The organism is Roseivivax sediminis, from assembly GCF_900112685.1.
Taxonomy (GTDB): domain Bacteria; phylum Pseudomonadota; class Alphaproteobacteria; order Rhodobacterales; family Rhodobacteraceae; genus Roseivivax; species Roseivivax sediminis.
On the sequence record NZ_FOMS01000019.1, the window covers coordinates 1 to 25,492 of the forward strand.

Annotated in this window: 24 protein-coding genes; 11 read left to right on the top strand and 13 right to left on the bottom strand. The window is 68.7% G+C overall.

The window, feature by feature from the left end:
- The 3 genes from F3H57_RS20470 to araD form a co-directional block, all read right to left on the bottom strand.
- A partial coding sequence (locus F3H57_RS20470; protein ID WP_149758562.1) for an aldehyde dehydrogenase family protein occupies positions 1–870 on the bottom strand: 870 nt, incomplete at its 3' end.
- Positions 871–890: 20 nt separating this feature from the next.
- A complete protein-coding gene (locus tag F3H57_RS20475; RefSeq protein ID WP_149758564.1) occupies positions 891–1,790 on the bottom strand; it encodes a dihydrodipicolinate synthase family protein in 900 nt (299 codons plus the stop codon).
- 12 nt (positions 1,791–1,802) lie between these two features.
- On the bottom strand, positions 1,803–3,545 hold the full coding sequence (gene araD / locus F3H57_RS20480; RefSeq protein ID WP_149758566.1) for an L-arabinonate dehydratase: 1,743 nt from the start codon (positions 3,543–3,545) through the stop codon (positions 1,803–1,805).
- A gap of 832 nt (positions 3,546–4,377) precedes the next feature.
- Between araD and F3H57_RS20485 the strand changes: the two genes are divergently transcribed.
- Positions 4,378–5,412, top strand: a complete 1,035-nt coding sequence (locus F3H57_RS20485; RefSeq protein WP_223163177.1) for a LacI family DNA-binding transcriptional regulator — start codon at positions 4,378–4,380, stop codon at positions 5,410–5,412.
- Between the two features lie 73 nt (positions 5,413–5,485).
- On the opposite strand, the gene F3H57_RS20490 is transcribed toward F3H57_RS20485, so the two are convergent.
- The 6 genes from F3H57_RS20490 to F3H57_RS20515 all read right to left on the bottom strand — a co-directional run bounded on the left by F3H57_RS20490 (position 5,486) and on the right by F3H57_RS20515 (position 12,717).
- Positions 5,486–6,070 carry an amino acid synthesis family protein gene (locus tag F3H57_RS20490; protein WP_149758568.1) on the bottom strand — a complete coding sequence of 195 codons (585 nt, stop codon included), beginning with the start codon at positions 6,068–6,070 and terminating at the stop codon, positions 5,486–5,488.
- Complete coding sequence (locus tag F3H57_RS20495; RefSeq protein WP_149758570.1) at positions 6,067–6,648, bottom strand: amino acid synthesis family protein; 582 nt, start codon at positions 6,646–6,648, stop codon at positions 6,067–6,069. The genes F3H57_RS20490 and F3H57_RS20495 overlap by 4 nt, the downstream gene beginning before the upstream one ends.
- Positions 6,641–7,489, bottom strand: a complete 849-nt coding sequence (locus F3H57_RS20500) for a UPF0280 family protein (RefSeq protein WP_149758572.1) — start codon at positions 7,487–7,489, stop codon at positions 6,641–6,643. Before F3H57_RS20500 ends, F3H57_RS20495 begins: the two co-directional genes overlap by 8 nt.
- Positions 7,486–8,976 carry a 6-hydroxynicotinate reductase gene (locus F3H57_RS20505; RefSeq protein WP_149758574.1) on the bottom strand — a complete coding sequence of 497 codons (1,491 nt, stop codon included), beginning with the start codon at positions 8,974–8,976 and terminating at the stop codon, positions 7,486–7,488. The genes F3H57_RS20500 and F3H57_RS20505 overlap by 4 nt, the downstream gene beginning before the upstream one ends.
- 166 nt (positions 8,977–9,142) lie before the next feature.
- The gene (locus tag F3H57_RS20510; protein ID WP_149758576.1) at positions 9,143–11,890 is read right to left on the bottom strand and encodes a molybdopterin-dependent oxidoreductase; all 2,748 of its coding nucleotides are present in this window, start codon (positions 11,888–11,890) and stop codon (positions 9,143–9,145) included.
- Positions 11,890–12,717 carry an FAD binding domain-containing protein gene (locus tag F3H57_RS20515; protein ID WP_149758578.1) on the bottom strand — a complete coding sequence of 276 codons (828 nt, stop codon included), beginning with the start codon at positions 12,715–12,717 and terminating at the stop codon, positions 11,890–11,892. The genes F3H57_RS20510 and F3H57_RS20515 overlap by 1 nt, the downstream gene beginning before the upstream one ends.
- A gap of 168 nt (positions 12,718–12,885) precedes the next feature.
- Here F3H57_RS20515 and F3H57_RS20520 point away from each other — a divergent pair, with 168 nt between their 5' ends.
- The 4 genes from F3H57_RS20520 to F3H57_RS20535 all read left to right on the top strand — a co-directional run bounded on the left by F3H57_RS20520 (position 12,886) and on the right by F3H57_RS20535 (position 17,132).
- Positions 12,886–14,073 (top strand): amidohydrolase family protein, encoded by a 1,188-nt coding sequence (locus F3H57_RS20520; RefSeq protein WP_149758580.1) that lies wholly within the window; start codon positions 12,886–12,888, stop codon positions 14,071–14,073.
- Between the two features lie 228 nt (positions 14,074–14,301).
- Positions 14,302–15,327: a LacI family DNA-binding transcriptional regulator gene (locus tag F3H57_RS20525; RefSeq protein ID WP_149758582.1), complete on the top strand. Its 1,026-nt coding sequence runs from the start codon at positions 14,302–14,304 to the stop codon at positions 15,325–15,327.
- 170 nt (positions 15,328–15,497) lie between these two features.
- Complete coding sequence (locus tag F3H57_RS20530) at positions 15,498–16,586, top strand: amidohydrolase family protein (protein ID WP_188129779.1); 1,089 nt, start codon at positions 15,498–15,500, stop codon at positions 16,584–16,586.
- Positions 16,587–16,910: 324 nt separating this feature from the next.
- Entirely contained in the window at positions 16,911–17,132 is a 222-nt protein-coding gene (locus F3H57_RS20535; protein ID WP_149758586.1) for a DUF1127 domain-containing protein, read from the top strand.
- A gap of 105 nt (positions 17,133–17,237) precedes the next feature.
- Here the strand turns inward: F3H57_RS20535 and rpsD are convergent, their stop codons facing one another.
- Positions 17,238–17,858, bottom strand: a complete 621-nt coding sequence (rpsD, locus tag F3H57_RS20540; RefSeq protein WP_149758588.1) for a 30S ribosomal protein S4 — start codon at positions 17,856–17,858, stop codon at positions 17,238–17,240.
- A gap of 250 nt (positions 17,859–18,108) precedes the next feature.
- On the opposite strand from rpsD, the gene F3H57_RS20545 reads away from it, so the two are divergent.
- The 5 genes from F3H57_RS20545 (at position 18,109) to F3H57_RS20565 (ending at position 23,050) form a co-directional block, all read left to right on the top strand.
- Positions 18,109–18,927 (top strand): EAL domain-containing protein, encoded by an 819-nt coding sequence (locus tag F3H57_RS20545; RefSeq protein WP_316633851.1) that lies wholly within the window; start codon positions 18,109–18,111, stop codon positions 18,925–18,927.
- Positions 18,928–19,108: 181 nt separating this feature from the next.
- Positions 19,109–20,284 (top strand): acetyl-CoA C-acetyltransferase, encoded by a 1,176-nt coding sequence (locus tag F3H57_RS20550; protein ID WP_149758590.1) that lies wholly within the window; start codon positions 19,109–19,111, stop codon positions 20,282–20,284.
- Positions 20,285–20,319: 35 nt separating this feature from the next.
- Positions 20,320–21,165, top strand: a complete 846-nt coding sequence (locus tag F3H57_RS20555; RefSeq protein ID WP_149758592.1) for a patatin-like phospholipase family protein — start codon at positions 20,320–20,322, stop codon at positions 21,163–21,165.
- Positions 21,166–21,242: 77 nt separating this feature from the next.
- A complete protein-coding gene (phbB, locus tag F3H57_RS20560) occupies positions 21,243–21,965 on the top strand; it encodes an acetoacetyl-CoA reductase (RefSeq protein WP_149758594.1) in 723 nt (240 codons plus the stop codon).
- Positions 21,966–22,117: 152 nt separating this feature from the next.
- Positions 22,118–23,050 carry a VOC family protein gene (locus F3H57_RS20565; protein ID WP_149758596.1) on the top strand — a complete coding sequence of 311 codons (933 nt, stop codon included), beginning with the start codon at positions 22,118–22,120 and terminating at the stop codon, positions 23,048–23,050.
- A 92-nt stretch (positions 23,051–23,142) separates the two neighbouring features.
- Here F3H57_RS20565 and F3H57_RS20570 read toward each other — a convergent pair whose 3' ends face one another.
- The 3 genes from F3H57_RS20570 to F3H57_RS20580 form a co-directional block, all read right to left on the bottom strand.
- A complete protein-coding gene (locus F3H57_RS20570; protein WP_149758598.1) occupies positions 23,143–23,319 on the bottom strand; it encodes a YdcH family protein in 177 nt (58 codons plus the stop codon).
- 116 nt (positions 23,320–23,435) lie between these two features.
- Positions 23,436–24,218 carry a tRNA1(Val) (adenine(37)-N6)-methyltransferase gene (locus F3H57_RS20575; RefSeq protein WP_394349847.1) on the bottom strand — a complete coding sequence of 261 codons (783 nt, stop codon included), beginning with the start codon at positions 24,216–24,218 and terminating at the stop codon, positions 23,436–23,438.
- The gene (locus F3H57_RS20580; RefSeq protein WP_149758602.1) at positions 24,199–24,414 is read right to left on the bottom strand and encodes a putative signal transducing protein; all 216 of its coding nucleotides are present in this window, start codon (positions 24,412–24,414) and stop codon (positions 24,199–24,201) included. Before F3H57_RS20580 ends, F3H57_RS20575 begins: the two co-directional genes overlap by 20 nt.
- A gap of 61 nt (positions 24,415–24,475) precedes the next feature.
- Here F3H57_RS20580 and F3H57_RS20585 point away from each other — a divergent pair, with 61 nt between their 5' ends.
- Entirely contained in the window at positions 24,476–25,483 is a 1,008-nt protein-coding gene (locus F3H57_RS20585) for a polyprenyl synthetase family protein (protein WP_149758604.1), read from the top strand.
- The last annotated feature ends 9 nt before the right edge of the window (positions 25,484–25,492 follow it).

Consider the following 25,492-nt stretch of genomic DNA (forward strand, 5'->3'; position numbering starts at 1 on the left):
CTTGCCGATCTCGGCGCCGCGCGCCTTGACCGCCTCGGGCAAAAGGAACATCGGGTTGACCGAGCCGAGCTCGCCGTAGAACGGGATCGGCTCCGGCCGCTGCGCGCAGAGGTCGAACAGCGCGCGCCCGCCGCCGAGCGAGCCGGTGAAGCCCACCGCCTTGATCAGCGGATGCTGCACCAGCGCCTGGCCGACATCGCGCTTGCCGCCCTGCACGAGGGAGAAGACGCCCGCCGGCATGCCGCAGCGCTCCACCGCGGCCTTGATCGCCTCGGCGACGATCTCGGACGTGCCGGGATGGGCGCCGTGGCCCTTGACGACGACCGGGCAGCCGGCGGCGAGCGCCGAGGCGGTGTCCCCGCCCGCGGTCGAGAAGGCCAGCGGGAAGTTCGAGGCGCCGAAGACGGCGACCGGCCCGATCGGGCGCTGCACCATCTTGAGGTCCGGGCGCGGCATCGGCTGGCGGTCCGGCATGGCCGCGTCGTGACGCCGGTCGAGATAGGCGCCGTCGCGGATGTGTTTCGCGAACAGCCGCAGCTGGTTGGCGGTGCGCGGCAGCTCCACCGAGCGGATGCGCGGCTCGGGCAGGCCGGTCTCGGACATGGCGATCTCGGTGATCGCGTCGACCCGCGCCTCCATCTCCTCGGCGATGGCGTCGAGGAACGCGGCGCGGTCCTCGCGGCTCGACTGGCCGTAGCTGGCGAACGCCTCCTCGGCGGCTTCGCAGGCGCGGTCCACCAGCGCCGGCGTGCCCACCGAGTAGTCGTGCGCCGTGCCGTGCGCCGGCTCCGAGCGGAACGTCGTCTCGCCCGCAACCCAGGCACCCGCGATCAGGTGTTGGCCGTGCGGGGTGAAAGTCTCGTCGAGCATGATCCGTCCTTTCATCCGTTTCAAATCAGGCCATTGGCGCGCAGGAAGTCGCGCATCTGCGCCTGTTGCGTTTCCGTGAGCGGCCAGGCGCTCGGCGGTCGTGTCGGACCGCAATCGTGACCGGTCGCCTGCAGCGCCGCCTTGACGCCCGTGACGTTGGTGCCGTTCAGTTCCTCTGCCCGTATGTCCTCGAAGGCGCGCATCTCTGCGATCAGGCGGCTCGCTTCCTCGTAGTCGCCCGCCGCCAGCGCCGCGTGGATCGCCATGGACCGCTCCGGCCAGAGGTTGATGAGACCGGAGGTGAAGCCCCGCGCGCCGACCGCGTAGAGCGGCGGCGCCCAGACTTCGGCAAGCCCCGCCACCCAGACGATGTCCGGATCGCAGGCGGCGATGGCCGCCGCCAGCTTGAGCGGATTGGGCGTGGCCCACTTCACCCCTTTCACGCCGGGCACCGCGCAGAGCGCGCGGATCCCGTCGATGCCGATCGCATCGTTGCGCAGGTAGAGCATGATCGGCAGCCCGCCAGAGGCCTCGGACACCGCGCGGACGTAATCGACGGTGCCGCGCGGGCTGACGAAGGGATCGGGCGGCTGGTGGACCATCAGCGCCGCCGCGCCCGCCTCGGCCGAGGCTTCGGCCAGCGCGCAGGCGTCGCGGATGCCGCGCCCCACGCCGGCCAGAAGCGGCGCGCGGCCGTCCACGAGCCCGGCGACCTCGCGCACCATCGTGCACGCCTCTTCGGTGGTGAGCGCGTAGAACTCACCCGTATTGCCGTTGACCACGGGCATGTGCATGCCCGCGCCGAGCGCGCGATCGAGGATCGGCGCCAGCTTTGCCGGCGCGATGTCGCCCGCGTCGTCGTAGGGTGTCACGAGGATGCCAGAGATGCCCCGGAGAGCGGTATCGAGATCGAGTGCCATGCGGCCTCCGCTTCAGAAGATGTCGGGCTCGCCCGCCGCGTCGCCGAAGCTCTGCTGCAGGTAGTCGAAGTCGCAGCCGGTGTCGGCCTGACCCACGTGCTTGGAGAACATCCAGCCCCAGCCGCGCTGGAACCGCGGCTCAGGCGGGGTCCAGGCGGCGCGGCGGCGCGCGATCTCCTCGTCGTCCACAAGCATGTCGAGGCGCCGGCCCGCGAGGTCGAGCCGGACGATGTCGCCGGTCTTGAGAAGCGCGAGTGGCCCGCCGACGAAGCTTTCGGGGGCGACGTGCAGCACGCAGGCGCCGTAGGAGGTCCCTGACATCCGCGCGTCCGAGATCCGCAGCATGTCGCGGTGGCCCTGCTTCACCAGCGCCGTAGGGATCGGCAGCATCCCCCATTCGGGAAAGCCCGGCCCGCCCTGCGGCCCGGCATTTCGCAGCACCATCACGTGGTCGGGCGTGATGTCGAGGTCGGGATCGTCTACCGCCTTCTTCATCTCGGGATAGGAGTCGAAGACGATCGCCGGGCCTTCGTGGTTGTAATATTTGGGATCGCAGGCCGCCGGTTTGATCACCGCCCCGTCGGGGCAGAGATTGCCGCGCAGCACCGCCAGGGACCCTTCGTGGTAGACCGGGTTCGACAGCGGCCGGATCACGTCGTCGTTGTAGACCTCCGCGCCCTCGAGGTTCTCGCCCAGCGACGTGCCGGTGACGGTCAGGCAAGAGGTATCGAGCCTGTCTTCCATCTGCTTCATCAGCGCGCGCAGGCCGCCGGCGTAGAAGAAATCCTCCATCAGGTAGTCCTTGCCCGAGGGCCGGACATTGGCGACGAGCGGTGTCGTCCGCCCCAGCGCGTCCATGTCGTCGAGCGTCAGGTCCACGCCCGCCCGCCGCGCCATGGCGATAAGATGCACGACCGCGTTGGTCGAACAGCCGGTGGCCATCGCCACGATGGCGGCGTTCTTCACCGAGGCGTCGGTAATGATCCGGTCGGGGGTCAGATCCTCCCACACCATGTCCACGATGCGGCGGCCGCAGGCCGAGCCCATGCGCTGGTGACCCGAATCGGCCGCGGGGATTGACGAGGCGCCGGGCAGCGTGAGCCCCAGCGCGTCGGTGATCGCCGTCATGGTGGAGGCCGTGCCCATGGTCATGCAGGTGCCGGCCGACCGGGCGATGCCGCCCTGCACGCCGAGCCATTCCTTGTCCGAGATATTGCCCGCGCGGCGTTCGTCCCAGTATTTCCAGGCGTCGGAGCCCGAGCCGAGGATCTTGCCCGCATAATGCCCGCGCAGCATCGGCCCGGCGGGCAGGTAGATGAACGGGATACCGGCGCTGATCGCCCCCATCACCAGCCCCGGCGTGGTCTTGTCGCAGCCGCCCATCAGCACCACCCCGTCGAGAGGGTGGGAGCGGATGATCTCTTCGGTCTCCATCGCCAGGAGGTTGCGGTAGAGCATGGAGGTCGGCTTGGTGAAGCTTTCATCCACGCTGAGCGCGGGCATCTGCACCGGGAAGCCGCCGGCCATCTGCACGCCGCGTTTGACGTCCTTCACCCGCTCGGGAAAGTGGCTGTGGCAGGAGTTGAGCTCCGACCAGGTGTCGAGCACGCCGATGATCGGGCGGCCGCGGAACTCCTCCTCGGCATAGCCGAGCTGCATCATGCGCGAGCGGTGCCCGAAGCTGCGCAGATCGTCCGGCCCGAACCATCGTGCAGAGCGCAGATCCTCCGGTGTCTTGCGTTTCAGATCGGTCATGCCGGCGTCGCCTTTCGTAATTCCAGCAACGTGTATGCGCATTCATGGGAAACTGTCAACGCAGAGGAAAATTGCCTTATCCCAATACAATTCCTTTAAAATCTTCCGAAAATTTCGATCCAAATGCGCGCTCATAAATGTATTCGCACACTAAAAAGTCCGAAGCCAGTCGCATCGAGCATCTTAGGGCCGCCACGGCCAGAAATCGGACCGCGGCTTTTTTGTCTATTGCCGGTGCTGATCGGTTTCTTCGGCCCCGCCCCGATATCCGATGAGGCGGAGCCCGACGTGCCCAACGGCCGGAGCATGAGCGGCGTGCTTCTCGGCAAGTGGGAGCGGTCGCCACTCATCACCTCCGAATCCGGCAACGCTTCCGATAATTGGAACGCGCCAATCTTGGCCATCCCGGTGATGCCGGTGATTAGGTATCCGAGATCCGCTGCTGCGAAATGGCCGTGACCGCGCCCAAACACATCCTCTTTCCGGTCATCCTGGTGATTTACGTGACCGCTGCCAACTAGACCAATTACGACACCGTGTTCGATGTCTGGGCGCCGCGGATCTCCGGGCTGTTCGGCTGGGTCGTGGGCAAGATGGGACCGGAAATCGCGCCGTACATGATCGGCTTCATCCTGGGCCGTCGGCCGTACCTCACTTCGTCAGGAACCCGGAAGGCATCGGCGGCCGGGCCATCTTCGTCACCAAGAACCGGATTGCAGCGGTACTGTAGATGCGCCCCCAGGGTTCGATCTTCCTGACCCGCAGCAGGAAGGCCACGCGCGAGACCACGTGACACATCGCGCTATTGCGACCCACGAGCGGGAACGGACAAATGCCCCGCATGAGAGAAAAGGACGACGCCGCGACAGGCGCCGGCAGGCGCGTAACGATGGCCACCGTCGGCCGCATGGCGGGGGTGAGCCAGGTCACCGTGTCGCGCGCGCTGTCGGACCCGTCCAAGGTATCGCCCGAAACGCTGCGCCGAATCCGCGAGGCGATCGAGGTGACGGGCTTCGTGCCCAACGCCATCGCCGGGGCGCTGGCCTCCAGCCGGTCGAAGCTCGTCACCGCACTGGTGCCGTCGCTGACCAACATCGTCTATTCGTCGTTCGTGACCACGTTCTCGGATCGGATGCGCGCGCGCGGCTACCAGATCCTGCTGTCGGAGACCGGCTTCGACCCGGCTGAGGAAGAGGCGCTGATCTCCACCCACCTGTCACGGCGGCCCGATGCGATGCTGCTGACCGGCATCCATCACAGCGCCATGGCGCGGCGCCTGCTGCTTGGCGCCGGTATCCCGGTGGTGGAGGTCTGGGATCTCAGCGACAGCCCCATCGACCTTTGCGTCGGCTTCAACCATGCCGAAGCCGGGCGCGCCGTGGCCGATTTCGCGCGAGAGTTCGGCCATGATACGGCGGCGACGGTGACGGCATCGGACGAGCGCGCGCACCGCCGCCAGCGCACCTTCTCGGAGCGGTTCGCCGCGCGCGGGGGCCGCCGGGTCGAGGATGTCGACGTCGGCGGCCCCGCTTCGATCGGCGCCGGACGGCGTGCCCTCGCCGCGCTTCTGGATCGCCCGTCCCCGTCCTGCAGCGTAGTCTTCTGCAGTTCCGACCTGCTCGCCCACGGTGTGATGATCGAGGCGCGCAGTCGCGGGATGGACATTCCCGGCGACCTCGCCCTCATCGGCTTCGGCGACCAGGACTTTGCGCAGGATCTCGATCCGGCGCTGACCTCGGTCCGCGTCGACCGCACACGCCTCGGCAAGGATGCGGCGGGTGCGCTCCTCGCCCGGCTCGAACATGCAGGCGCAGCCGGGCCGGTCATCGACCTAGGCTTCGAGATCGTGCACCGCGCCTCGACCTGAGCGCCCGCACCCACCCAAGCGTCGACCCGACCCGCGCACGCTCTTTCCGCGGCCGCCGCGTCGGGGTCGGCCCTCAGCGCAAGCCGTCCTCGCCCTTGGCGTCCTTCGCCTCGAGTCCGCCGACACGCGGCAGCGGCCGCCCGCTGTCGGTCACCGCGACCGCCACCAGGATCTCGTTCGCGCGCGGCGCATCCGGCAGGCGCACCTCGATCCCGTCGAAATGCGAGCGGACATAGGCGGCATCCTTGTGCCCCAGCGGCACGTCGAGCGCCTGCCCCGGCCCGCCCATCTTCTTGGACGACGGCACCAACGCGGCCCCCTTCTCCACCGCCGCGCGCAAAGGCGCGCCCAGCTTGGGGTGCAGGATCGCGGCGGCATGCTCCAACTCGCCGTTCTCGCCGACCATCGCCGCCTTGCCGTAGCTTTCGGCGTCCGCCGGGGCGACCCCCAGCGCGGCCACGCAACGCTCCCCGAGAAGGCCGCCCAGCTCCGCGCCGATCTCCATCAGCGGGCCGAGGTCGTCCTCGTAACGCCCGGCAAAGGGGTTGGCGATCACCGCCGCTGCCACCGCCTTGCGCGTGGGCGGCGCGATCCCGCGCCCGGCCTCGCGGTGCGTTTCCTCCACCCAGACCGCGATCTTGCGAATATCCGCGCTCATCTCAGACCGTCCTTTCCCTCGATATCGGACACGGCGAGCCCGCCGGCCCGCGCGTGCACCCGCGGGCCGGTGGTCATCACCAGAACCACCACCATCTCGCCGGCGCGCGGTGCGTCCGGCAGCCCGACCTCGATCGCGTCGAAATGCGAGCGCACGTAGGACGCCTCCCGGTGTGTGACCGGCACGTCGAGCCGCGCGCCCTGCCCGCCGACCTTCTTGGTCGACGGCACGATCGCCCTGGCCCCGCCCAGCGCCTCGCGCATCGCGTAGCCGCCCGGCGCGTGCCAGAGCGCGCCGTGCTCGACCTCCCCGGCCTCGCCGACGATGGCGCCCTTGCCGTAGCCCTCGATCGCGTCCGCTCCGCCGAGCGTCGCGGCCAGACGTTCCGCCATCTCCACGCCGAGGGGCTTGAGATCCTCCATGAAGGGCTGGATGTCCTCGGCGTAGCCGCCCGCGAACGGGTTCTCGATCACCGACAGGATGGCGCCGCGCAGGGGCGGTACCTCGGGCGGCGGACCGTATTCATGGCGCACCTCTTCGGTGAAGATCACGGTCTTGCGGACGATCACGTCAGGCATGCAGCGGGATCCTTTCGGGAATGAGGCGCGCGGGGCCGACCGATGCGGCCTCGCCGCGCAGGAAGAGCGCCGCGCCTTCGATCAGGCCGGCGCGGCGCATGTCCTCGGCGACCGCGCGGCCGGCGTCCAGCGCGCGCGCAACCTCGGCGCCGGAGAGCGCGCCTACATGAGTGACCACCGGAGTTGCACCTAGGTCGCTGTCGTCGCGCAAGGTGTCTGCCGGGGCGCGGCGAATGGCCGGATGGCCGGGCAGGTCCACGGCGTTGGCGATGCGGGTGGCAGCGACATCGGCGGCGGCCGCGGTCTGCGCGAGGACGGTGACCGCCTCGGCGATGCCGAGCGACAGGCTGCGCCCGCCCTGCCCGCTGGTGGCGATGCCGCGCACCTTGTCCACAGCATCTATCCGCACCGTGCCGAGCGCGCGTCCGTCCGGCGTCGCGACGGCGAGCGTATAGGACGTGCCCGGCGCGAGGTGCAGCGCGATGTCACCGCCATTGTTCACGTAGGCGCGGGACAGCGGCGCAGCACGGGTCATCGCCGCCAGCACCGTTTCGGCCACCGCGCCCGCCACCGCCGCCATAGGCGAGGTCAGCCCGTCGGCATGGGGCGCGGTCGCTTCGGTCATGCGGCGGGCGGTTTCGCCCGTGGCACCCACGGCGGAGCCCACCGGCCGCCGCAGCAGATCCAGCTCTTCCACGAGTTCGGACAGCACCGTCTCGAATCGCGCGCGGGCGGCGGCGAAGGCGGCGGCGCGGTCGCCGTCGGCGCCGATGACGAGGTCGATCGGCCCGTGCTGCAGATGCAGCCGACCACCTGGCAGGAGCGCGGCGGCCGGCCTCACCGCCCCGCACCCTTCCACCAGCGGAAATTCTCGCGGTCGGCCGGGTCGGGCTCACCCTCCACCGGCGGCAGGCGGCGCAGGTCCGCCCGGTCGACGGCGCCGACGGGACGGATATGGTCGATATGGCCGCCGAGCGTGCCGTAATCCTCGCGCCGGAGCGTGAACTCGATGGGCGCGACCAGCGCCGGGGTCGGGACCGATCCGAAACTGTCCGTGGGCATGTCCATCACGTCGACCATGACGGTGATGCCGCCGCCGGGCCAGACATAGGCCTCCGCCCCGCCGCACGAGACATGCGTCAGCGCGTCCTTCACCGACCGGGTGAGCCGCACCGGGTTCTCGGTCACGCCGGCGCGCAGGGACCCGCCGGCGCCGCCCATGAAAAGGACGGAGCAGAGCGAGGGCTCGCAATTCTCCGCGATGCGCTCGGCTACCGCCGCCAGCGCCTCGGGCATCGGCGCGGGCTGCGGGACAAGACCGTCGTCCAATACGTAGAACGCCGACTGCTCGCCGGTGGTGGAGATCATCAGCAGGCGCAATCCCGGCCAGGCACGCTTGGGATCGGCCGGCTTGAGGATCGACAGCGGGTCCTGTACGTCCGTGCCGCCCCAGCCGGTGCCGGGATTGGCCACCTGAAAATAGCGCCCGGGTGTGGATTTGCGGCCCTTCACGCGGATGCCGGAGGGCGTCATCTCCAGCCCCTTGCCCGCCTCGTGTTCGGTCAGGACGCCAGTGATGTGGTCGTCGACCACCACGACCTCGTCGGCATGGCCGTGCCATTGCCGCGCGAACATGCCGATCGTCGCAGAACCGCAGCCGACCCGCATCAGCCGCTCGGGCACCCCGTCGATGATCGGCGCGCGACCGGCCTGCACCACGATAGTCGCGCCGCCGTCGACGCTCATCTCCACCGCCTCGCGGTTGCATAGCGCCAGGAGCGCCTCGCAGGTCGCCCGCCCCTCGGCCTTCGATCCGCCAGTGAGGTGCTCGACGCCGCCGAGCGACAGCATCTTGGAGCCGTATTCGGCGGTCATCACGTGGCCGATCATCTCGCCGTTCACGCGGACCGGCTGGCGTTCCTCTCCGATATGGCGGTCGGTGTCGATCTTCACCTTCACGCCGCAATAGGAGAAGATCCCCTCGGTCACCACGGTGACCATGTCGACGCCCTCGACCTCCTGGCTGACGATGAAGGGGGCGGGCTTGTAGTCGGGATAGGTGGTGCCGGCACCGACCGCTGTGAGGAAGCTGCGCCCGCCCTGGAACACGTCGCCGTCCCAGTCCTGCGCGGAGCTTTCGGTGTCGAGGAAGGCGACGGCGGGCGCGCCGCGCTCGATCACCGTGAGCGGATCGAGCCGCACCAGCGTGCCGCCGTGATTGGCGTAGCGGTCGCAGGCGCCCGAGCGGCCGTCGGCGATGTAACACATCACCGGGCAGGCATCGCAGCGGATCTTCTCGTCCGGGGGGGTGCGGTTGCTATCGGGCATCGGCGGTCAGGTCCTCGGCCGGTGAGACGGTGGCGCCTCCGCCCCGGCGGCGGCAAGGGCGGAGGATGCGGGAACCTCCGGCGGGGGAATTTCCAGGCCAGATGAAGCGGGAAGACGCTGCATCGGGACCGGCGCCGCGGCAGAGCTGCGCATGGGAAGGGTGCGGTCAGGCATGGCCGGCCTCGCGCAGGGCGGCGCGCAGGCGGGCTGGCGTGAGCGGCAGGCGCGTGACCTCGGCCCCGGTGGCGCGGCGCACGGCGCCGAGGATCGCCGGCGCGGTCGGGATCAGCGCATGCTCTCCGAGGCCCTTGGCGCCGTAGGGTCCGTGGGGGTCGGGAATCTCGAGGATGTGGCTTTCGATCTCCGGCACGTCGCCGATGGTGGGGATGAGGTAGTCGTGCAGGTTCTCCGTCCGGCCGGGCACGAATTCCTCCATCAGCGCCATGCCGAGGCCCTGGGCGACGCCCCCGTGGATCTGCCCTTCGACCAAGAGCGGGTTGATCGCGCGGCCGACGTCGTGGGCGGCGACGATGCGCAGGGGGCGCACGCGGCCGAGGGGGATGTCGACCTCCACCACCGCGAGGTGCGCGGCGTAACCGAACTGCGCGTAGGGCACGCCCTGGCCGTCGGCGTCGAGCGGTTCGGTCGGCGGGTCGTAGCTTTCTTGCGCGCGCAGCACGTAGCCTTCGGCATCGGGAGCGAGCTGCGCAGGATCGAGGCGGTGGACGCGGCCGCCATCCTCCACGTGGATCGTGCCGCCGGAAAGCGTGACCGCCGCCTCGGGGCCGGCATTGGCGGTGCGCAGGATGGCGGCGCGCAGCGCCTCGCCCGCGCGTTTCGCGGCGTTGCCGGTCACGAAGGTCTGGCGCGAGGCGGAGGTCTTGCCCGCATCGGGGGTGACGTCGGTGTCGGGGCCGACAAGGACGAGTTCGGAGGCGGGCACGCCGAGCGCGCGCGCGAAGATCTGCGCGATTACGGTATTCGACCCCTGCCCGATATCCATCGCGCCCTGGTGCAGGACCACGCGGCCCTCGCGGTCGATCCCCGCCTTCACGGTCGACGGGTTGGGCAGCGAGGTATTGCCGCAGCCGTACCAGCCCGCCGCGATGCCGACGCCGCGGCGGAGGCGCCCGCCGGCGTCGTTGAACGCCGCCGTGGTCCGCAGCGCGTCGGTCCAGGCCGGGCGCAGTGCCTCGAGGCAGGCGGTGATGCCTGTACCGCTGTCGAAGACCTGGCCACAGACCGTGGGCTGACCGTCGCGGAGCGCGTTCAGCAGGCGGAAGTCCAGCGCGTCCTGGCCCAGCGCGTCGGCGAGACGGTCAAAGGCGAGTTCCTGCGCCACCGCCGATTGCGGCACGCCGAAGCCCCGGAAGGCACCCGAGGGGGCGGCATGGGTGTGCACCGCGCGGCTGCGGGCGGTGTAGTCGCGCACATGGTAGGGGCCGGAGGCGTGGATCGGCACGCGGTTCGCCACGGTCGGCCCCCAGCTGGCGTAGGCGCCGGTGTCGAAGGTGCCCTCGAAGATCATGCCGGTGAGCCTGCCGCTATCGTCCGCGCCGACGCGCACGCGGATCGAGGCCGGGTGCCGCTTGGTGGTCGTGGCGATGGATTCGGTGCGGCTGTAGCACAGGCGCACGGGCCGGCCGGTCTTCATCGCGGCAAGTGCGATGTAGGGGTGCAGCGACAGATCGAGCTTGGAGCCGAAGCCGCCGCCCACCGCAGTGGGCGCGATGCGGATCGACGCGCGCGGCAGGCCGAGGACGCGGGAGAGGCCGTCGGCGTTCATCGCCGGGGCCTGCGTGGTGACGTGAACGTGGAGGCGCCCCTCCACCATCTCCGCATAGCCGGCCTCGGGCTCTATGTAGGCGTGTTCGACGAAGGCGGTCTCGATCTCCGCCTCGGCGGTCGCGGCGGCGCGGGCGAGGCCGGCCTCGGCGTCGCCGCAGCGCACGCGGCCCTCACACATGACGTTGCCGGCGCGGGTGTCGTGAAGCTGCGCGGCGCCCTCTTCCTGCGCGGCGGCGGGCGATAGGTGCGCCTCGAGCGGGGTCCAGTCGACCGGCACCGCGGAGAGGTCGAGCCGCGCCATCGCTTCGGCCTCGCCGACGAGGCAGGCGACGGCCTCGCCGCGAAAGCGCGTCTCGCCTTCCGCGAAGACGGGCTGATCCTCGAAGCCGGGGATGACGCCGAAGCGGTTCTCGCCCGGCACGTCCGCGGCGGTGAGGATCGCCGCAAGGCCCGGCGTGGCAGCGACGAAGGCGTCCAGATCGCCGAAGGTGAAGCGCGCGCGGTGATGCGGGCTGCGCAGGACCCGGGCGACGAGTGCGCCTTCGGGTGCGACATCGTCGCCGAAGCGCTCGGTCCCCGTGACCTTGGCGCGGCCGTCGAGGCGGCGGGCGGGCGCGCCCAGATCCTGCGGCGCCGGGGCCAGGGTGTCCGCGGCATGGGCCATCTGCACCGCGCGCAGGATCGACCGGTAGCCGGTGCAGCGGCAGAGAACACCGCCAAGCGCGTCCGCCACCTCGCCCTCGGACGGCTGCGGCACCTCGCGCAGCAGGGCCACCGCCGAGACCATCATGCCCGGCGTGCAGATCCCGCATTGCGCCGCCTGATGGTGCTGGAAGCTCTCGGCGAGGCGTTGCGCGTCCGGGTCCTGCGCGACGAGGCCGGAGAGCGTGTCGACCCGACGCCCGGCTGCGGCCTGTGCCGGCATCAGGCAGGCGCAAAGCGCCTCGTCGTCCACCAGCACTGTGCACGCGCCGCAATCGCCGGCATTGCAACCGATCTTCACGTCGCGCGCGCCGAGCCGCTCCCGCAGCATCTCCGACAGGCGCTCCCCGATGCGCGGGGCGGCCTTGACCTCGGTTCCATTCAGCAGGAATTGCGTCGGCGTGGCGGCGGCGTGCTGGTCCATCAGTCCCCTCCGGCAAGTTGGAGCGCGCGGCGGATCGCCTCCGGCACCGCTTCGCGGCGATAGGCGGCGTCCGCGCGGATGTCGTCGATCGGGGCGAGGCCGGCGATCCGGTCCGGCGTGATCGCGACTGGCAGGTCGGCGAGGGCGAGGCCCTCCAGCGCCGCCTCAAGCTCCTGCAGGCGCCGCGCCACCGGAGAGGCGGCGCCGACGGCGATGCGAACGTCGTGGACGCGTCCGGCACGAAGCGACAGCTGCACCGCGACCATGACGATGGAGATCACCAGGTAGCGCCGCGCACCCAGCTTGACGAAGGCGGAACGGACCGCGGCCTCCGGCGTTGGCACGTGGATCGCCGTGACGATCTCTCCCGCTTCGAGCGCGGTCCGCCGCACCCCGGTTACGAAATCGGGCAGCGTCAGGCGCCGGGTGCCTTCGGGGCCGGCCAACTCCACCGTAGCGTCGAGGGCGAGCAGCGGTGGAATGCCGTCGGCGGCGGGCGAGGCGTTGCAGAGGTTGCCCGCGACTGTCCCGGCGTTCTGGATCTGCACCGCGCCGATTTCTCGCGCGGCGGCTTTCAAGCCGTCGAAGGCGGACGGCAGGTCGGCGCGGATCACCTCCGACCACGTGGTCGCGGCGCCGATGCGGATGCCGGCCGCGTCCGTGGTGATCCCGCGTAGCCCCTCGATCCGGGTGATGTCCAGGAGCGTACCCGAGAACGGCGCCTCGCCCTTGGCCGGGAACCAGTCGGTCCCCCCGGCGACGATCGACGCACCGGCCCGCCGCGCGGCGAGCGCATCGTCGAGCCGTGTGGGCGCGATATATTCCATGCCATCCCCGAGATCGCTGAACTCGTTTGCATACCAATAAAGCGGTGCACCCCCCCGGGCTGTCAATTCAAAACCACGATCGGAGGCGAGAGGGCAGCGCGGCCTGCTCATGGCTTGATCGGTCGCGCGATGCTGTTAGCGTTCAAACGAAACGAGATGGGGTCGATCATGGACGAACGAGCGCAGAAACTGGTGGTCCGCAATGTCGGACTTATGCTGTCCGGACGGATGGAGGAGCCGATACTCGACGCCGACACCCTGGTGGCCGAGGGCGGCCGGATCACCGGAATCGGGAAGGAAGCCGACCTCGATCCCGAAGGCGCGACGCACGTGATCGACGCCCACGGCGTAACCCTGGCGCCAGGGCTGATCGACAGCCACGTACACCCCGTGGTCGGGGATTACACGCCGCGCCAGCACCAGATGCACTGGATCGATTCGACGCTGCACGGCGGCGTGACCACGATGATCTCGGCCGGGGAGGTCCACATGCCGGGCCGGCCCAAGGACATCGTCGGGCTGAAGGCGATGTCGATCGCCGCGCAGCGCTGGTACGACAATTTCCGCCCCTCGGGCGTGAAGGTCCATGCCGGCGCGCCGGTCATCGAACACGGGATGGAAGAGCAGGACTTCATCGACCTCGCCGCTGCGGGCGTGACATTGATGGGCGAGGTCGGCCTGGGGTCGGTCAAGGACGGCAAGACCGCGAAGGACATGGTCGGCTGGGCGCGCAAGCACGGCATCCAGTCGACGATCCATACCGGCGGGCCGTCGATCCCCGGCTCGGGCCTGATCGACGCCGACATGGTGCTCGAGACCGGGACGGACGTGGTGGGCCATATCAACGGCGGGCATTCGGCGCTGCCCGACGACCAGATCACCTGCCTGTGCGAGAACTGCACTGCGGCGCTGGAGATCGTGCACAACGGCAACGAGCGCGCGGCGCTCCTGACGCTGAACACGGCGCGCGAGCTCGGCAAGCTCGACCAGATCATCCTCGGCACGGACGGGCCGGCGGGGTCGGGCGTGCAGCCGCTGGGAATCCTGCGGATGATCGCGATGCTCTCGGCACTCGGCAACGTGCCGGCGGAACTGGCGCTCTGTTTCGGGACAGGCAACACGGCGCGGCGGCGCGAGCTCGATTGCGGCATCATCGAGGTGGGGCGGTCCGCGGATCTCGTCCTTCTCGACCAGGCGCAGCATGCGCCCGGCAAGGACATTCTCGAGTCCATTGCGCTCGGCAACTTGCCCGGCGTCGGGATGACAGTGATCGACGGCGTGCCGCGCACGGCGCGGTCGCGCAACACACCGCCCGCGACGCGCCTGCCGGAACTGGTGAGCGGCGCAATGGGCTGAGCCAGGCGGCGGCGCGGCGATGGGCAGATTGCCCGTCCCTGGATCAAGCGCCCGCCCGATCGGCGCAAGGGTGCTTTGCAGCGTTACGGCGCGAACGGAAACCGGCTGGCGGGGGCAGGAGAACCGGCGCCGCACGCGTGTCAAACCACGGCGCCGCCCCACCGCCCTTGTCTCTCTGACGGCGTTCGCGCTACGATTCGATTATCATCCATCACGGAGCGCCGCGCCTTGCCCCCCACCGATCACCGCCCGCTGACACTGCGCGACGTTTCCGAAGCCTCGGGCGTGTCAGAAATGACGGTGAGCCGGGTTCTGCGGAACCGGGGTGACGTCTCGCAGGCCACGCGCGAGAAGGTACTCGAAGCCGCCAAGACGCTTGGCTACGTGCCCAACAAGATCGCGGGCGCGCTCGCCAGCCAGCGGGTCAACCTCGTCGCCGTCATCATCCCCTCCCTGCGCAACATGGTCTTTCCCGAGGTCATGTCCGGCATCAGCCAGGAACTGGAAGAAACAGAACTGCAGCCCGTGGTCGGCGTTACCGATTACCTGCCCGAGAAGGAGGACAAGGTCCTCTACGAGATGCTCTCGTGGCGCCCCTCGGGGGTGATTATCGCCGGGCTCGAGCATTCCGACGCCAGCCGCGCGATGCTCAAGGCCTCCGGCATCCCTGTGGTGGAGATCATGGACACCGACGGCCATCCCGTCGATTGCGCCGTCGGCATCTCGCACCGCCGCGCGGGGCGCGAAATGGCGCGTGCCATCGTCAAGGCGGGCTACACCAACATCGGCTTCATGGGCACCAAGATGCCGCGCGACCACCGCGCCCGGAAGCGGTTCGAGGGCTTCACCGAACAGCTCGCCAAGTCGGGCATCGAGATCATGGACCGCGAATTCTATTCCGGTGGTTCCGCGCTCGCCAAAGGCCGGGAGATGACGGCAGCGATGCTGGAGCGGACGCCGGAACTCGACTTCCTCTATTATTCCAACGACATGATTGGGGCCGGGGGGCTGCTGCACCTGCTCGACCGCGGCATCGCCGTGCCAGGCCAGATCGGGCTAGCCGGGTTCAACGGCGTGGAGCTTCTGGACGGATTACCGCGCCGGCTGGCGACGATGGACGCCTGCCGCACGGAGATCGGCCGCCGCGCCGCGCAGATCATCGCCGCCCGCGTCGCCGACCCGGCCGCGCCGGTCGCCCCGGTCGTGGAACTGTCGCCCCGTATCGAATACGGCGACACGCTCAGGCGCAGGTGAGGCTGCACCACGAAGCACACGCATGACGTGAGCGCCGGCGCGGAAGCTGTCATTCACGCGACATACAGCGGCTTTACAAGCCCGCCATGGTGACCCCCAGCGCCCATAGCTTTGCCCCACGCGCGCTCCGGCTTCGGCTAACCGGCGCCTTGTCGCTGCGCGATGGGCAGATGCAGCAGCGTTCCGTGGCGATCGAGGACGGGCGAATCTCGAAGGGGCCACTACCCGAGGTCGACTTGACCGGATATTATATCCTGCCCGGTATCGTCGATCTGCACGGGGCCTCTCTCGATTTTCGGCGCGCGGCCCTGCCCGCGGTCCGCGATCCGACGTCGCTTCTCGCCGCATCGGAGGCCGAAGCGGCCGCCCACGGTGTGACGACAGCCTGGCTGGGCCAGGGCTGGAGCTGGGAAGGCGGCCACGCAGATCCGGCCGAAGCGCAGAGGATGCTGGCTCTGCAGGCGGCCTATGCCGACGGTCGCGCGCGTCTGGACCTGCGCGCGTCGCTGATCTGCGAGACCCACACGGTCGAAAGCCGCGATGCCCTTCTCGCGGCCGTGCGCCGGTTCCGGGTCGACCTCGTCCTGTTCTCCAACCGGCTCGCGGCGCTGCAGGCGCGGCGGACCCTGGGCGGGCCCGGACAGGCGGACCTGGCCCAGCGGATGCGCCGCGCCGCGCAAGACTCGCACGACGTGCCGCGCCACCTGTGCCGCCTCGCCGAAGGGTTCGACACGCTCGGCGCCAGCTACGGCAGCCTCGACGATCCAGACGGCGAGACGCGCGAGACCTTCTCGATGATCGGCGCCAAGCTCTGCGTCCGCCCTGCCCGCCGCACCGCCGCGGCGCTGGCGCGCGCGGTGGGCGATCCGGTTCTGCTGCCCGCTCCGGCGGTGCTAGATGTCGGAAGCAACCGAAACGACTGCCCCGCCATAGATTTCGTGCGCGACGGGCTGTGCAACGCGCTGGTGTCAAACCTGTCTTACCCTGCAATGGCCCGGGCCGCCTTCACTCTTGCGGATAAGGACATCCTGCCGCTGGCGGACGCCTGGAATCTTGTCTCTGCGGCGCCAGCCGCCATCATGGGCCTGCCCGACCGTGGGGTCATCGACTACGGGCGGCGTGCCGACCTTGCGATCGTCAATGCCGGCACGCGGGCGGTCGAAGGCACCATCGTCGCCGGTCGCATCGCGCATCTGGCCGGCATGGCGGCCGAGCGCTTCCTCACCGGTCGCGCCGGGGTTGCCGTCGCGGCGGAATAACCCCGCGCGGCATCACGATCGACACCCTACTTTCGCCGCTTCGTCACCGGACTGTCATGCACCGCGGGTAACCCGGTTCCCGTAAGTGTGACCGCAATCAAGACCCCGCAGGGGACGGCATTTCCAGCGTCCCAATTTTCATGTTGCATTGATGACGGGGCGGCTTCGGCCGCCCCTTTTTCGTCACCCCGGTGACGATCCAGCCATGCAACGGGTGCTGAGCGGCGTTGCAGGTGCCGGGCCTCGTCATGCTGCGCCGCAGCGTCTAGGTATCGGGACAAGGGAGGGAGCAGACATCATCTTGAACAGATCGAGGCTCCATACATGGCACACGCAGATATCACCAACGCCCGGTTCGATCGTTCCGACGACCACCGCGGCTTTTTCACCCGCTTCTTCGACGGGCTCATCGGCATTGCCGAGGCCAATCACCGCGTGAAGCGCGTTCAACACCTGAACGCCCTGTCCGACGCCGAACTTGCCAAACGCGGGATCCGTCGCGAGGACATTGCGCGCCACGTCTTCGGCGACATTCTCTACATCTGATCCGGACGTGCCGGCGCCCTGCGCCGGCTGCCGCACCGCCAAGGCACAAAAAAAGGCCGCGTCCCCCGGAGGGACGCGGCCTTTTTGTTTGGGATGCCCGAACGATCAGTTCTGGGCGTAATACTCGATGACGAGGTTCGGTTCCATCATCACCGGGTACGGCACGTCCGACAGGCCCGGCTGACGCAGGAAGGTGCAGGTCATCTTCGAATGGTCGACGTCGAGGTAATCCGGCACGTCCCGTTCGGGCAGCTGAGCCGCCTCGAGCACGGACGCGAGCTGCTTGGACTTCTCGCGGACTTCAATGACGTCGCCTTCCTTCACCTGATAGGAGGGGATGTTCACCTTGCGGCCGTTCACCGTGACATGCGCGTGGTTCACGAACTGGCGCGCGGCGAAGATGGTCGGCACGAACTTCGCACGGTAGACGACGGCGTCGAGCCGGCGCTCCAGCAGGCCGATCAGGATCTCGCCAGTGTCGCCGCGCTGGCGCTCGGCCTCTGCGAAGACGCGGCGGAACTGGCGCTCGGTCATGTCGCCGTAATAGCCCTTCAGCTTCTGCTTGGCGCGAAGCTGCAAGCCGAAGTCGGACATCTTGCCCTTGCGGCGCTGGCCGTGCTGGCCGGGGCCGTATTCGCGGCGGTTGACCGGGGATTTCGGACGACCCCAGATGTTTTCGCCCATCCGGCGGTCGATCTTGTACTTGGCAGAGGTGCGTTTGGTCACCGTCTGATCTCCTTCACTAGGCGTGGCGCCCTTCCGGTGGTCGGTCGGGCGTCGGATGAAGGGCGTTGTCCTCTGGGCCGTGGATCGCTTGCGCGAGACCCTGACAGGCATCCCCTTGCGGGGGCCACCAACACCAACGAAGGCGCCCGATACGCGCGCGATGCGGTTATGTCAAGCGCCGCGCCCGTTAAGCGCATCGCAACCCGCCGCCGCTAGAGACCGGGGCCCGATCCACCGAGCGGAGCGGTCCGTGAGCGAGCGCCGAGATACCACCCCGAAAAATGCGCTGGTCGAGGCAGTGTCGATCCGCGACTCGCACATGCGCGCCATGGCCGACGAGGCGGTGCGCCACAAGCAGGTGCGCCTCGCCTTCCAGCCTGTGGTGCAGGCCGCGGCGCCAGACCGTGTCGCCTTCTACGAGGCCTTCGTGCGCGTGCTGGACGATACCGGGCGAATCATTCCCGCCGCCGCGTTCATGTCCGCGGTGGAAGAGACGGAGACCGGCCGCCTGCTCGACTGTATCGCGCTGGAGCAGGCGTTCGCCCACCTGCGCGACGAACCGGCCCTGCGCCTTGCCGTGAACATGTCCGCGCGGTCCCTCGGTTATGCCCGCTGGCGCCGCGCGCTCGATCAGGGGCTGAAGTCCGACCCCACCTTGGGGGAACGGCTGATCCTGGAGATCAACGAAGCCTCCGCCATGCGTGTGCCGGACATCGCGCAGGCCTTCATGGCCGAGATGCAGACCTCCGGCATCACCTTCGCGCTCGACGATTTCGGTGCCACGGTGACGGAACTGCGCCATCTCCGCACCCTGCCCGTCGATATCGTCAAGATCGACGGCGCCTATGTCCGCGGCGTCGCGCGCGATCCCGACAACGAGGCCATGGTGCGCGCGCTGGCCGCCATCGCGCAGTCCTTCGACTATTTCACGGTGGCCGAGTCCGTCGAGACGGCAGAGGACGCCGCCTTCCTGACCGAGATCGGCATCGACTGCCTGCAGGGCTATTTCTTCGCCGCGCCCACGCTCTCTCCACCCTGGGCGGACCGGCGGGGTCGCCGGCGCGCCTGAGGCGGCGCCCGCAGCCGCCACCGGAGCGCCGCGAAACCCCGCCATGCAGGGCCATGTTTGCGACGAAACCGGCGTGCGCGCCGAGTTGTGCCAGCACCTGCGATCCGATAATCACGAAGGCGAGGACGCGCCGGGCCGCCTCGCGCCCGGCAGCATTGCCTGGTGACAGAGGAGACAAGGCATGACGAACATCGTGATCGCTTCCGCGGCCCGCACCGCCGTCGGCGCATTCAGCGGCGGCTTCGCCACGACCCCCGCACACGATCTGGGTGCCGCGGTGCTCGAGGCGCTGGTCGAGCGCGCAGGCATCGACAAGTCCGAGGTCTCCGAGACCATCCTCGGCCAGGTGCTGACCGCCGCGCAGGGCCAGAACCCCGCCCGCCAGGCGCATATCAACGCTGGCCTGCCGCAGGAAAGCGCGGCCTGGGGCATCAATCAGGTCTGCGGGTCGGGCCTGCGCGCCGTGGCGCTCGGCGCCCAGCACATCATGCTCGGCGATGCAGAGATCATCTGTGCCGGCGGCCAGGAGAACATGACGCTCAGCCCCCACGCCGCGCATCTGCGCGCCGGCCACAAGATGGGCGACGTGAAATACATCGACACGATGATCCGCGACGGCCTTTGGGACGCCTTCAACGGGTACCACATGGGCCAGACGGCCGAGAACGTCGCCGAGAAATGGCAGATCAGCCGCGAGCAGCAGGACGAGTTCGCCGCCGCCTCCCAGAACAAGGCCGAGGCGGCCCAGAAGGCCGGAAAGTTCGCGGACGAGATCGTCCCCTTCACAGTGAAGACCCGCAAGGGTGACGTCATCGTCGACACCGACGAGCACCCACGCCACGGCGCCACGGCCGAAGGCATGGGCAAGCTCAAGCCCGCCTTCACCAAGGACGGCACCGTGACCGCGGGCAACGCGTCGGGCATCAACGATGGCGCCGCCGGCGCGCTGCTGATGACCGCCGAGAACGCCGAGAAGCGCGGCATCGAGCCGCTCGCGCGCATCGTGTCCTACGCGACCGCGGGGCTCGATCCGTCGATCATGGGCGTCGGGCCGATCCACGCCAGCCGCAAGGCGCTGGAGCGGGCTGGCTGGAAGCCCGACGACCTCGACCTCATCGAGGCGAACGAAGCCTTCGCCGCCCAGGCCTGCGCGGTGAACAAGGACATGGGCTGGGACCCCGAGAAAGTGAACGTGAACGGCGGCGCCATCGCCCTCGGCCACCCGATCGGTGCGTCCGGCGCGCGGGTTCTCAACACGCTCCTGTTCGAAATGAAGCGCCGCGGCGCCAAGAAGGGCATCGCCACGCTCTGCATCGGCGGCGGCATGGGTGTCGCGGTCTGCGTCGAACGCCCCTGAGTTGACGGGTGGGGCCATAGCCCCACCCTCACACCATGGCACAGGCATTCAAGTCTCCGACACAACTCGTCTTCTCCGGCGGTGGCCTGCGCTGCTTCTGGCAGGGCGGCTTTCTCGACGTTGTCTGCAAGGAGCACCGGATCGAGCCGGAACGCGTCACCGGCGTCTCAGGCGGCGCGCTGTCGGCGGTCGGCTTTCTGTCAGGGCGCGAACACGACCTTTATGACGAGATGTGCCGCGCCTTCCGGGAACAGCGGGTCAACCACAACGCCCATTCGCTCTTTGACGAGGACGACGGCGGCCTGACCCCGCACCAGGAGATATACTGCGCCGTGGTGGACCGGGTGATCGACGCCGAGGCCGCGCGCCGCATCGCCGAGGGTCCGCAACTGCAGATCCTGATCGCGCATCCACCGGCCTCGAAGCTGCCGGCCTCGTCGGGCACCGCGATGGCGCTGGCCTATCAGTCAGAACTCTACATCAAGTCGAGCCCGCATTTCGGCTGGGCCGAGAAGATGGGCCTGACCTGGCAACTGGTGGACGCCAACAAGGCCGCGCGAGAGGGCGAGCTCAACCATCTGGTCTGCTCGGCGGCGACGATCCCGCCGGTCTTCAAGCCGCCGCACTGGGACGGCAAGCCGGTGATCGACGGCGGCATGGCCGATCAGGCGCCGATGCCGGACCCGGACGAGGGCGACACAACGATCCTTCTGACGCGCCGCTACCGCAATCTGCGGGATGATCCGCGCCTGACCTACATCGCGCCGTCGAAAGAGACGCCTGCCGACAAGATCGACTTCACCGACCCCGAGAAGCTGGGGCTGACCTGGAACCAGGGCGAAGCGGACGCGCGGCGCTGGCTTGACGGAACGCTCGATTGATGCTCTGTCGGACCTGAAAGAATATTGCGCGCATAAAGGCTTTTCGCGCAACAATTTTACCTTTGGAGGAGGGAAACATGGCACGTACAGCACTGGTCACCGGCGGCAGCCGCGGCATCGGCGCAGCGATCTCGAAGGCGCTGAAGGCCGAAGGCTACCAGGTCGCGGCGACCTATGCCGGCAACACCGAGAAGGCGAACGCCTTCAGCGAAGAGACCGGCATCAAGACCTACAAGTGGAACGTCGCCGATTACGATGAGTCCAAGGCCGGGATCGAACAGGTGGAGGCCGACCTCGGACCCATCGACATCATCGTGGCCAATGCCGGCATCACGCGCGATGCGCCCTTCCACAAGATGAAGCCGGAGCAATGGAAAGAGGTCATCGACACCAACCTCACCGGCGTCTTCAACACCGTGCACCCGGTCTGGCCCGGCATGCGCGAACGCGGCTTCGGACGGATCGTGGTGATCTCCTCGATCAACGGTCAGAAGGGCCAGTTCGCGCAGGTCAACTATGCCGCGACGAAGGCCGGCGATCTCGGCATCATCAAGAGCCTTGCGCAAGAAGGCGCCTCCAAGGGCATCACCGCCAACGCCGTCTGCCCCGGCTACATCGCGACCGAGATGGTCATGGCGGTGCCCGAGAAAGTGCGCGAGGCAATCATCGGCCAGATCCCAACCGGCCGCCTGGGCGAGCCCGAAGAGATCGCACGCTGCGTCTCCTTCCTCGTCTCCGACGATGCGCAGTTCATCAACGGCTCGACGATCTCGGCCAACGGCGGCCAGTTCTTCGTCTGAGCCCGCGCCAGGAAGGCCCGCGAGGGCCCGGAGGAGCTCCCGCCTCGGGAGCTCTTTTTGTGCGCTCCATAACCGTCGTGGTGCGCGCATCCGGAATTTTTCGCAAAGGCGCACAGACCTAGATCCCTGTCAGAAGGACAAGGAGACCCGTCATGATCACCGATATCAAGGGTCTGCACCACGTGACGTCGCTTGCGTCCTCGGCGCAGGTCAACAACGACTTCTTCACCGGCACGCTCGGCCTGCGCCGGGTCAAGAAAACGGTCAATTTCGACGCGCCAGAAGTCTATCACCTCTACTACGGCGACGGCGCCGGTACGCCCGGAACGGTGATGACCTATTTTCCCTTTCCACACGCCAAGCGCGGCACTGGCGGCACTGGCGAGGTGCGCACCACCGCCTTCGCGGTGCCCGGCGGCGCCCTGCCCTACTGGCAGGATCGTCTTGCCGGCGCCGGCGTTGACGGTTTGTCGCGCGACACACGGTTCGGCAACGCGCGACTGCTGTTCCGCGGGCCGGACGGCGACGGGTTCGCGCTGGTCGAATCGGACGCCGACCGACGCAGCCCCTGGACCGGCAACGGGGTGCCGGAGGAAGTGGCGATCCGCGGCTTCCACTCCACGGATCTCGCGCTGCGCGACCCGGCCGCCACGGCCGAGCTTCTGCGCTTCATGGGATACGAGGAAGACGATCGTGTCGACGATGTCTCCCGCTGGCGCCTTCCGGAGGGCAACGGGGCAAACGTGATCGACCTGAGCCGCATCGACGCCCCCGCCGCCACACAGGGCGCCGGATCGGTGCATCACGTGGCTTTCGAGGTGGCGGATCGCGAAACGCAGCTATCCGCTCGCGCGGCCCTGACCGACACCGGCTATGACGTGACGCCGCCCATCGACCGGGACTACTTCTGGGCGATATACTTCCGCACCCCCGGCGGCGTATTGTTCGAGATCGCCACGAAAGAGCCCGGCTTCGACCGCGACGAAGCCCCGGAGGCGCTTGGCCAGGCCCTCAAGCTGCCCAGCCAGCACGAACATTTGCGCCCGGTTCTGGAAGAGCGCTATCTGCAACCGATCCGCGACTGACCGGCGACTTACCGCGCTGCGGTCCGATCCATTGCGGCGGTGTCGGGCCAAGAGCCGGGGCGAAACCGCCCCGGTTCACGTCACATCGGCCGTCAGTGCAGACGGTCGCCGGACAAGCGCGTGATCTCTTCCTTGAGGCGCAGTTTCTGCTTCTTCAGCTCCGCGATTTGCAGGCCATCCGTACTCGGCGCACGCTGAGCGGCTTCCACCGCCTCCGACAGGGACGCATGCTTCTTCTTCAGTTCCTGCAGATGCGAACTCAAGCTCATGGTGACCTCCTCGATATGGATGAGGTCTCCATGGCAGCACAAAACGCTCTCAAAGTCACGGCAAAGCGCAGCTTTCCGCAAAATCTGGCTGACAGTTAGTTAAAGAAATTACGACATTATGCCGAAAATTGAAGCCTTTCTCCCCGGCGCAGGATTGCGGCGACGGCAGGATTGTAATCCTCCGCGTCGCTCCCATGCGCCGCTCCGGCGTGCAGAACGAGCGGGGAATGCAGCACGAAGGGCGCGCGTCCCCCCTTCCGCCCCCTGAGGAGAATCAGTCGCGCCGCTTTCCCGCTCCGCGGGAGAAGCGGTTTCAGCTCCAAGGATCCGAGCCGCGCCGCAAAGGCCCCGAGCAGGTCCGGCAGCCGCTCCGCACGGTGGATGAAAGTGACCTCGCCGCCTGGCGCGGTCCGCTTCGCGGCGACCTCCACCCAGGTCGCCAGCGGCGTATCCTCCGCAAGTCCGGCCTCGCGGCCCGGGTCCACAGCACGGTGCCGTGCCGCCGGATCGAAGTAAGGCGGATTGGCAAAGACGTGGTGAAATCGTTCCTGCCGCAGGTCCGCCGGCAGGGCGGCAAGGTCCGCGACCGCGATCCGCGCGGGCCAACCGGCCTCCTCGGCGCTACGGCGGGCGAGCGTGGCGTAGGCCGGCTGACGCTCCACGCCGGTGAGCGTCAGGTCCGGCACGCGCGCAGCCAGGCACATCAGGGCCGCCCCCGCCCCGCAGCCGAGATCCAGAACGCTCTGCCCCGGCTCTGCCCGGATGGCGGCGGCGAGGAGGACCGGATCCAGCCCGGCCCGGTATCCCTTTCGCGGCTGATAGAGATTGACGCGCCCGCCGAGGAACGCGTCGCGCGTCAGGTCGGCCTCGGCAAAGGCCTCAGCCGTCAAGCGCCACACCGTTTTCCCACATCACCCGGCGTGCGCGCGGCAGATCCGTCGCGCGCACCATCAGGCGCCGCGGCAAAATGCCGATGGACCCTTCGAGGACGCTCATGTTTACGTCGAACTCGAAGCACTCTATATCCTCCGCTTCGAGAAGGGTGCGCGCGAGCGGGATCACGGTGATGTCGGTGGTGCGCAAAAGCTCTTCCATGACAGCGATCTAAGCGTGCGGTTCGACGCTGTCGAGCCTGCCTTTGCCGCAAGGGACCGAAATGAGCCTCGACAGCCCCGCCGCGAAACCCCATGAACGGCTCGCCGCGGCCCTGGACGGGGACATGGGCGAGGTCAACGCGCTGATCCGGGCGCGCATGGCCTCCGAGAACGCGCCGCGCATCCCCGAAGTGACAGCGCACCTGGTAGAGGCCGGCGGCAAGCGCTTGCGCCCGCTGCTGACGCTCGCCTCGGCCCGGATGATGGGCTATTCCGGCAGCCACCACCTTCGGCTCGCCGCGACGGTGGAGTTCATCCACACCGCGACTCTGCTGCATGACGACGTCGTCGACGAAAGCCGCCAGCGCCGCGGCCGGCCGACGGCGAACCTCCTGTGGGACAACAAATCCAGCGTCCTCGTGGGCGACTACCTGTTCGCCCGGTCCTTCCAGCTCATGGTGGAGACCGGGAGCCTGCGGGTTCTCGACATCCTCGCCGACGCCGCCGCGACCATCGCGGAGGGCGAGGTGCTGCAGATGACCGCCGCGCAGAACCTCGCCACGGACGAGGCGGTCTATCTCAAGGTGGTCCGCGGCAAGACCGCCGCGCTGTTCTCCGCGGCGACGGAGGTGGGCGGCGTCATCGCCGACGCGCCGGAGGATGAGATTCGGGCGCTCCGCGAGTACGGCGACGCGCTGGGAATCGCGTTCCAGATCGTCGACGACCTGCTGGACTACCAGGGCGACGCGAAAGCCACCGGCAAGAATATCGGGGACGATTTCCGCGAACGCAAGCTGACGCTGCCGGTGATAAAGGCGGTGGGAGCGGCGGATGCCGAGGAACGCACGTTCTGGTCCCGCACCATCGAGAAGGGGCGCCAGGAGGACGGCGATCTCGATCGCGCGCTGACGCTTCTGAACAAGCATGGCGCGCTGCAGGCGACACGGGCCGACGCGCTGGCCTGGACGGCGAAGGCAAAGGACTCGCTGGCCCGTGTATCGGGCGCGGACGCCGCGCTGCAGGAAATGCTGGCGGACCTCGCAGATTTCGTCGTCGCACGGGTGAGCTGACGGCAGCGA

Excerpts from the sequence above, each read along its gene's own strand:
- F3H57_RS20475 (WP_149758564.1), bottom strand. The coding sequence starts at position 1,790 with ATGGCACTCGATCTCGATACCGCTCTCCGGGGCATCTCTGGCATCCTC.
- F3H57_RS20535 (WP_149758586.1), top strand. The coding sequence starts at position 16,911 with ATGGCACACGCAGATATCACCAACGCCCGGTTCGATCGTTCCGACGAC.
- F3H57_RS20510 (WP_149758576.1), bottom strand. The coding sequence starts at position 11,890 with ATGGACCAGCACGCCGCCGCCACGCCGACGCAATTCCTGCTGAATGGA.
- F3H57_RS20490 (WP_149758568.1), bottom strand. The coding sequence starts at position 6,070 with ATGAGCGCGGATATTCGCAAGATCGCGGTCTGGGTGGAGGAAACGCAC.
- F3H57_RS20585 (WP_149758604.1), top strand. The coding sequence starts at position 24,476 with ATGAGCCTCGACAGCCCCGCCGCGAAACCCCATGAACGGCTCGCCGCG.
- F3H57_RS20495 (WP_149758570.1), bottom strand. The coding sequence starts at position 6,648 with ATGCCTGACGTGATCGTCCGCAAGACCGTGATCTTCACCGAAGAGGTG.
- F3H57_RS20570 (WP_149758598.1), bottom strand. The coding sequence starts at position 23,319 with ATGAGCTTGAGTTCGCATCTGCAGGAACTGAAGAAGAAGCATGCGTCC.
- F3H57_RS20555 (WP_149758592.1), top strand. The coding sequence starts at position 20,320 with ATGGCACAGGCATTCAAGTCTCCGACACAACTCGTCTTCTCCGGCGGT.
- phbB (WP_149758594.1), top strand. The coding sequence starts at position 21,243 with ATGGCACGTACAGCACTGGTCACCGGCGGCAGCCGCGGCATCGGCGCA.
- F3H57_RS20520 (WP_149758580.1), top strand. The coding sequence starts at position 12,886 with ATGGACGAACGAGCGCAGAAACTGGTGGTCCGCAATGTCGGACTTATG.
- F3H57_RS20580 (WP_149758602.1), bottom strand. The coding sequence starts at position 24,414 with ATGGAAGAGCTTTTGCGCACCACCGACATCACCGTGATCCCGCTCGCG.
- araD (WP_149758566.1), bottom strand. The coding sequence starts at position 3,545 with ATGACCGATCTGAAACGCAAGACACCGGAGGATCTGCGCTCTGCACGA.
- F3H57_RS20485 (WP_223163177.1), top strand. The coding sequence starts at position 4,378 with ATGCCCCGCATGAGAGAAAAGGACGACGCCGCGACAGGCGCCGGCAGG.
- F3H57_RS20505 (WP_149758574.1), bottom strand. The coding sequence starts at position 8,976 with ATGCCCGATAGCAACCGCACCCCCCCGGACGAGAAGATCCGCTGCGAT.
- F3H57_RS20530 (WP_188129779.1), top strand. The coding sequence starts at position 15,498 with ATGCAGCAGCGTTCCGTGGCGATCGAGGACGGGCGAATCTCGAAGGGG.
- F3H57_RS20515 (WP_149758578.1), bottom strand. The coding sequence starts at position 12,717 with ATGGAATATATCGCGCCCACACGGCTCGACGATGCGCTCGCCGCGCGG.
- F3H57_RS20550 (WP_149758590.1), top strand. The coding sequence starts at position 19,109 with ATGACGAACATCGTGATCGCTTCCGCGGCCCGCACCGCCGTCGGCGCA.
- F3H57_RS20565 (WP_149758596.1), top strand. The coding sequence starts at position 22,118 with ATGATCACCGATATCAAGGGTCTGCACCACGTGACGTCGCTTGCGTCC.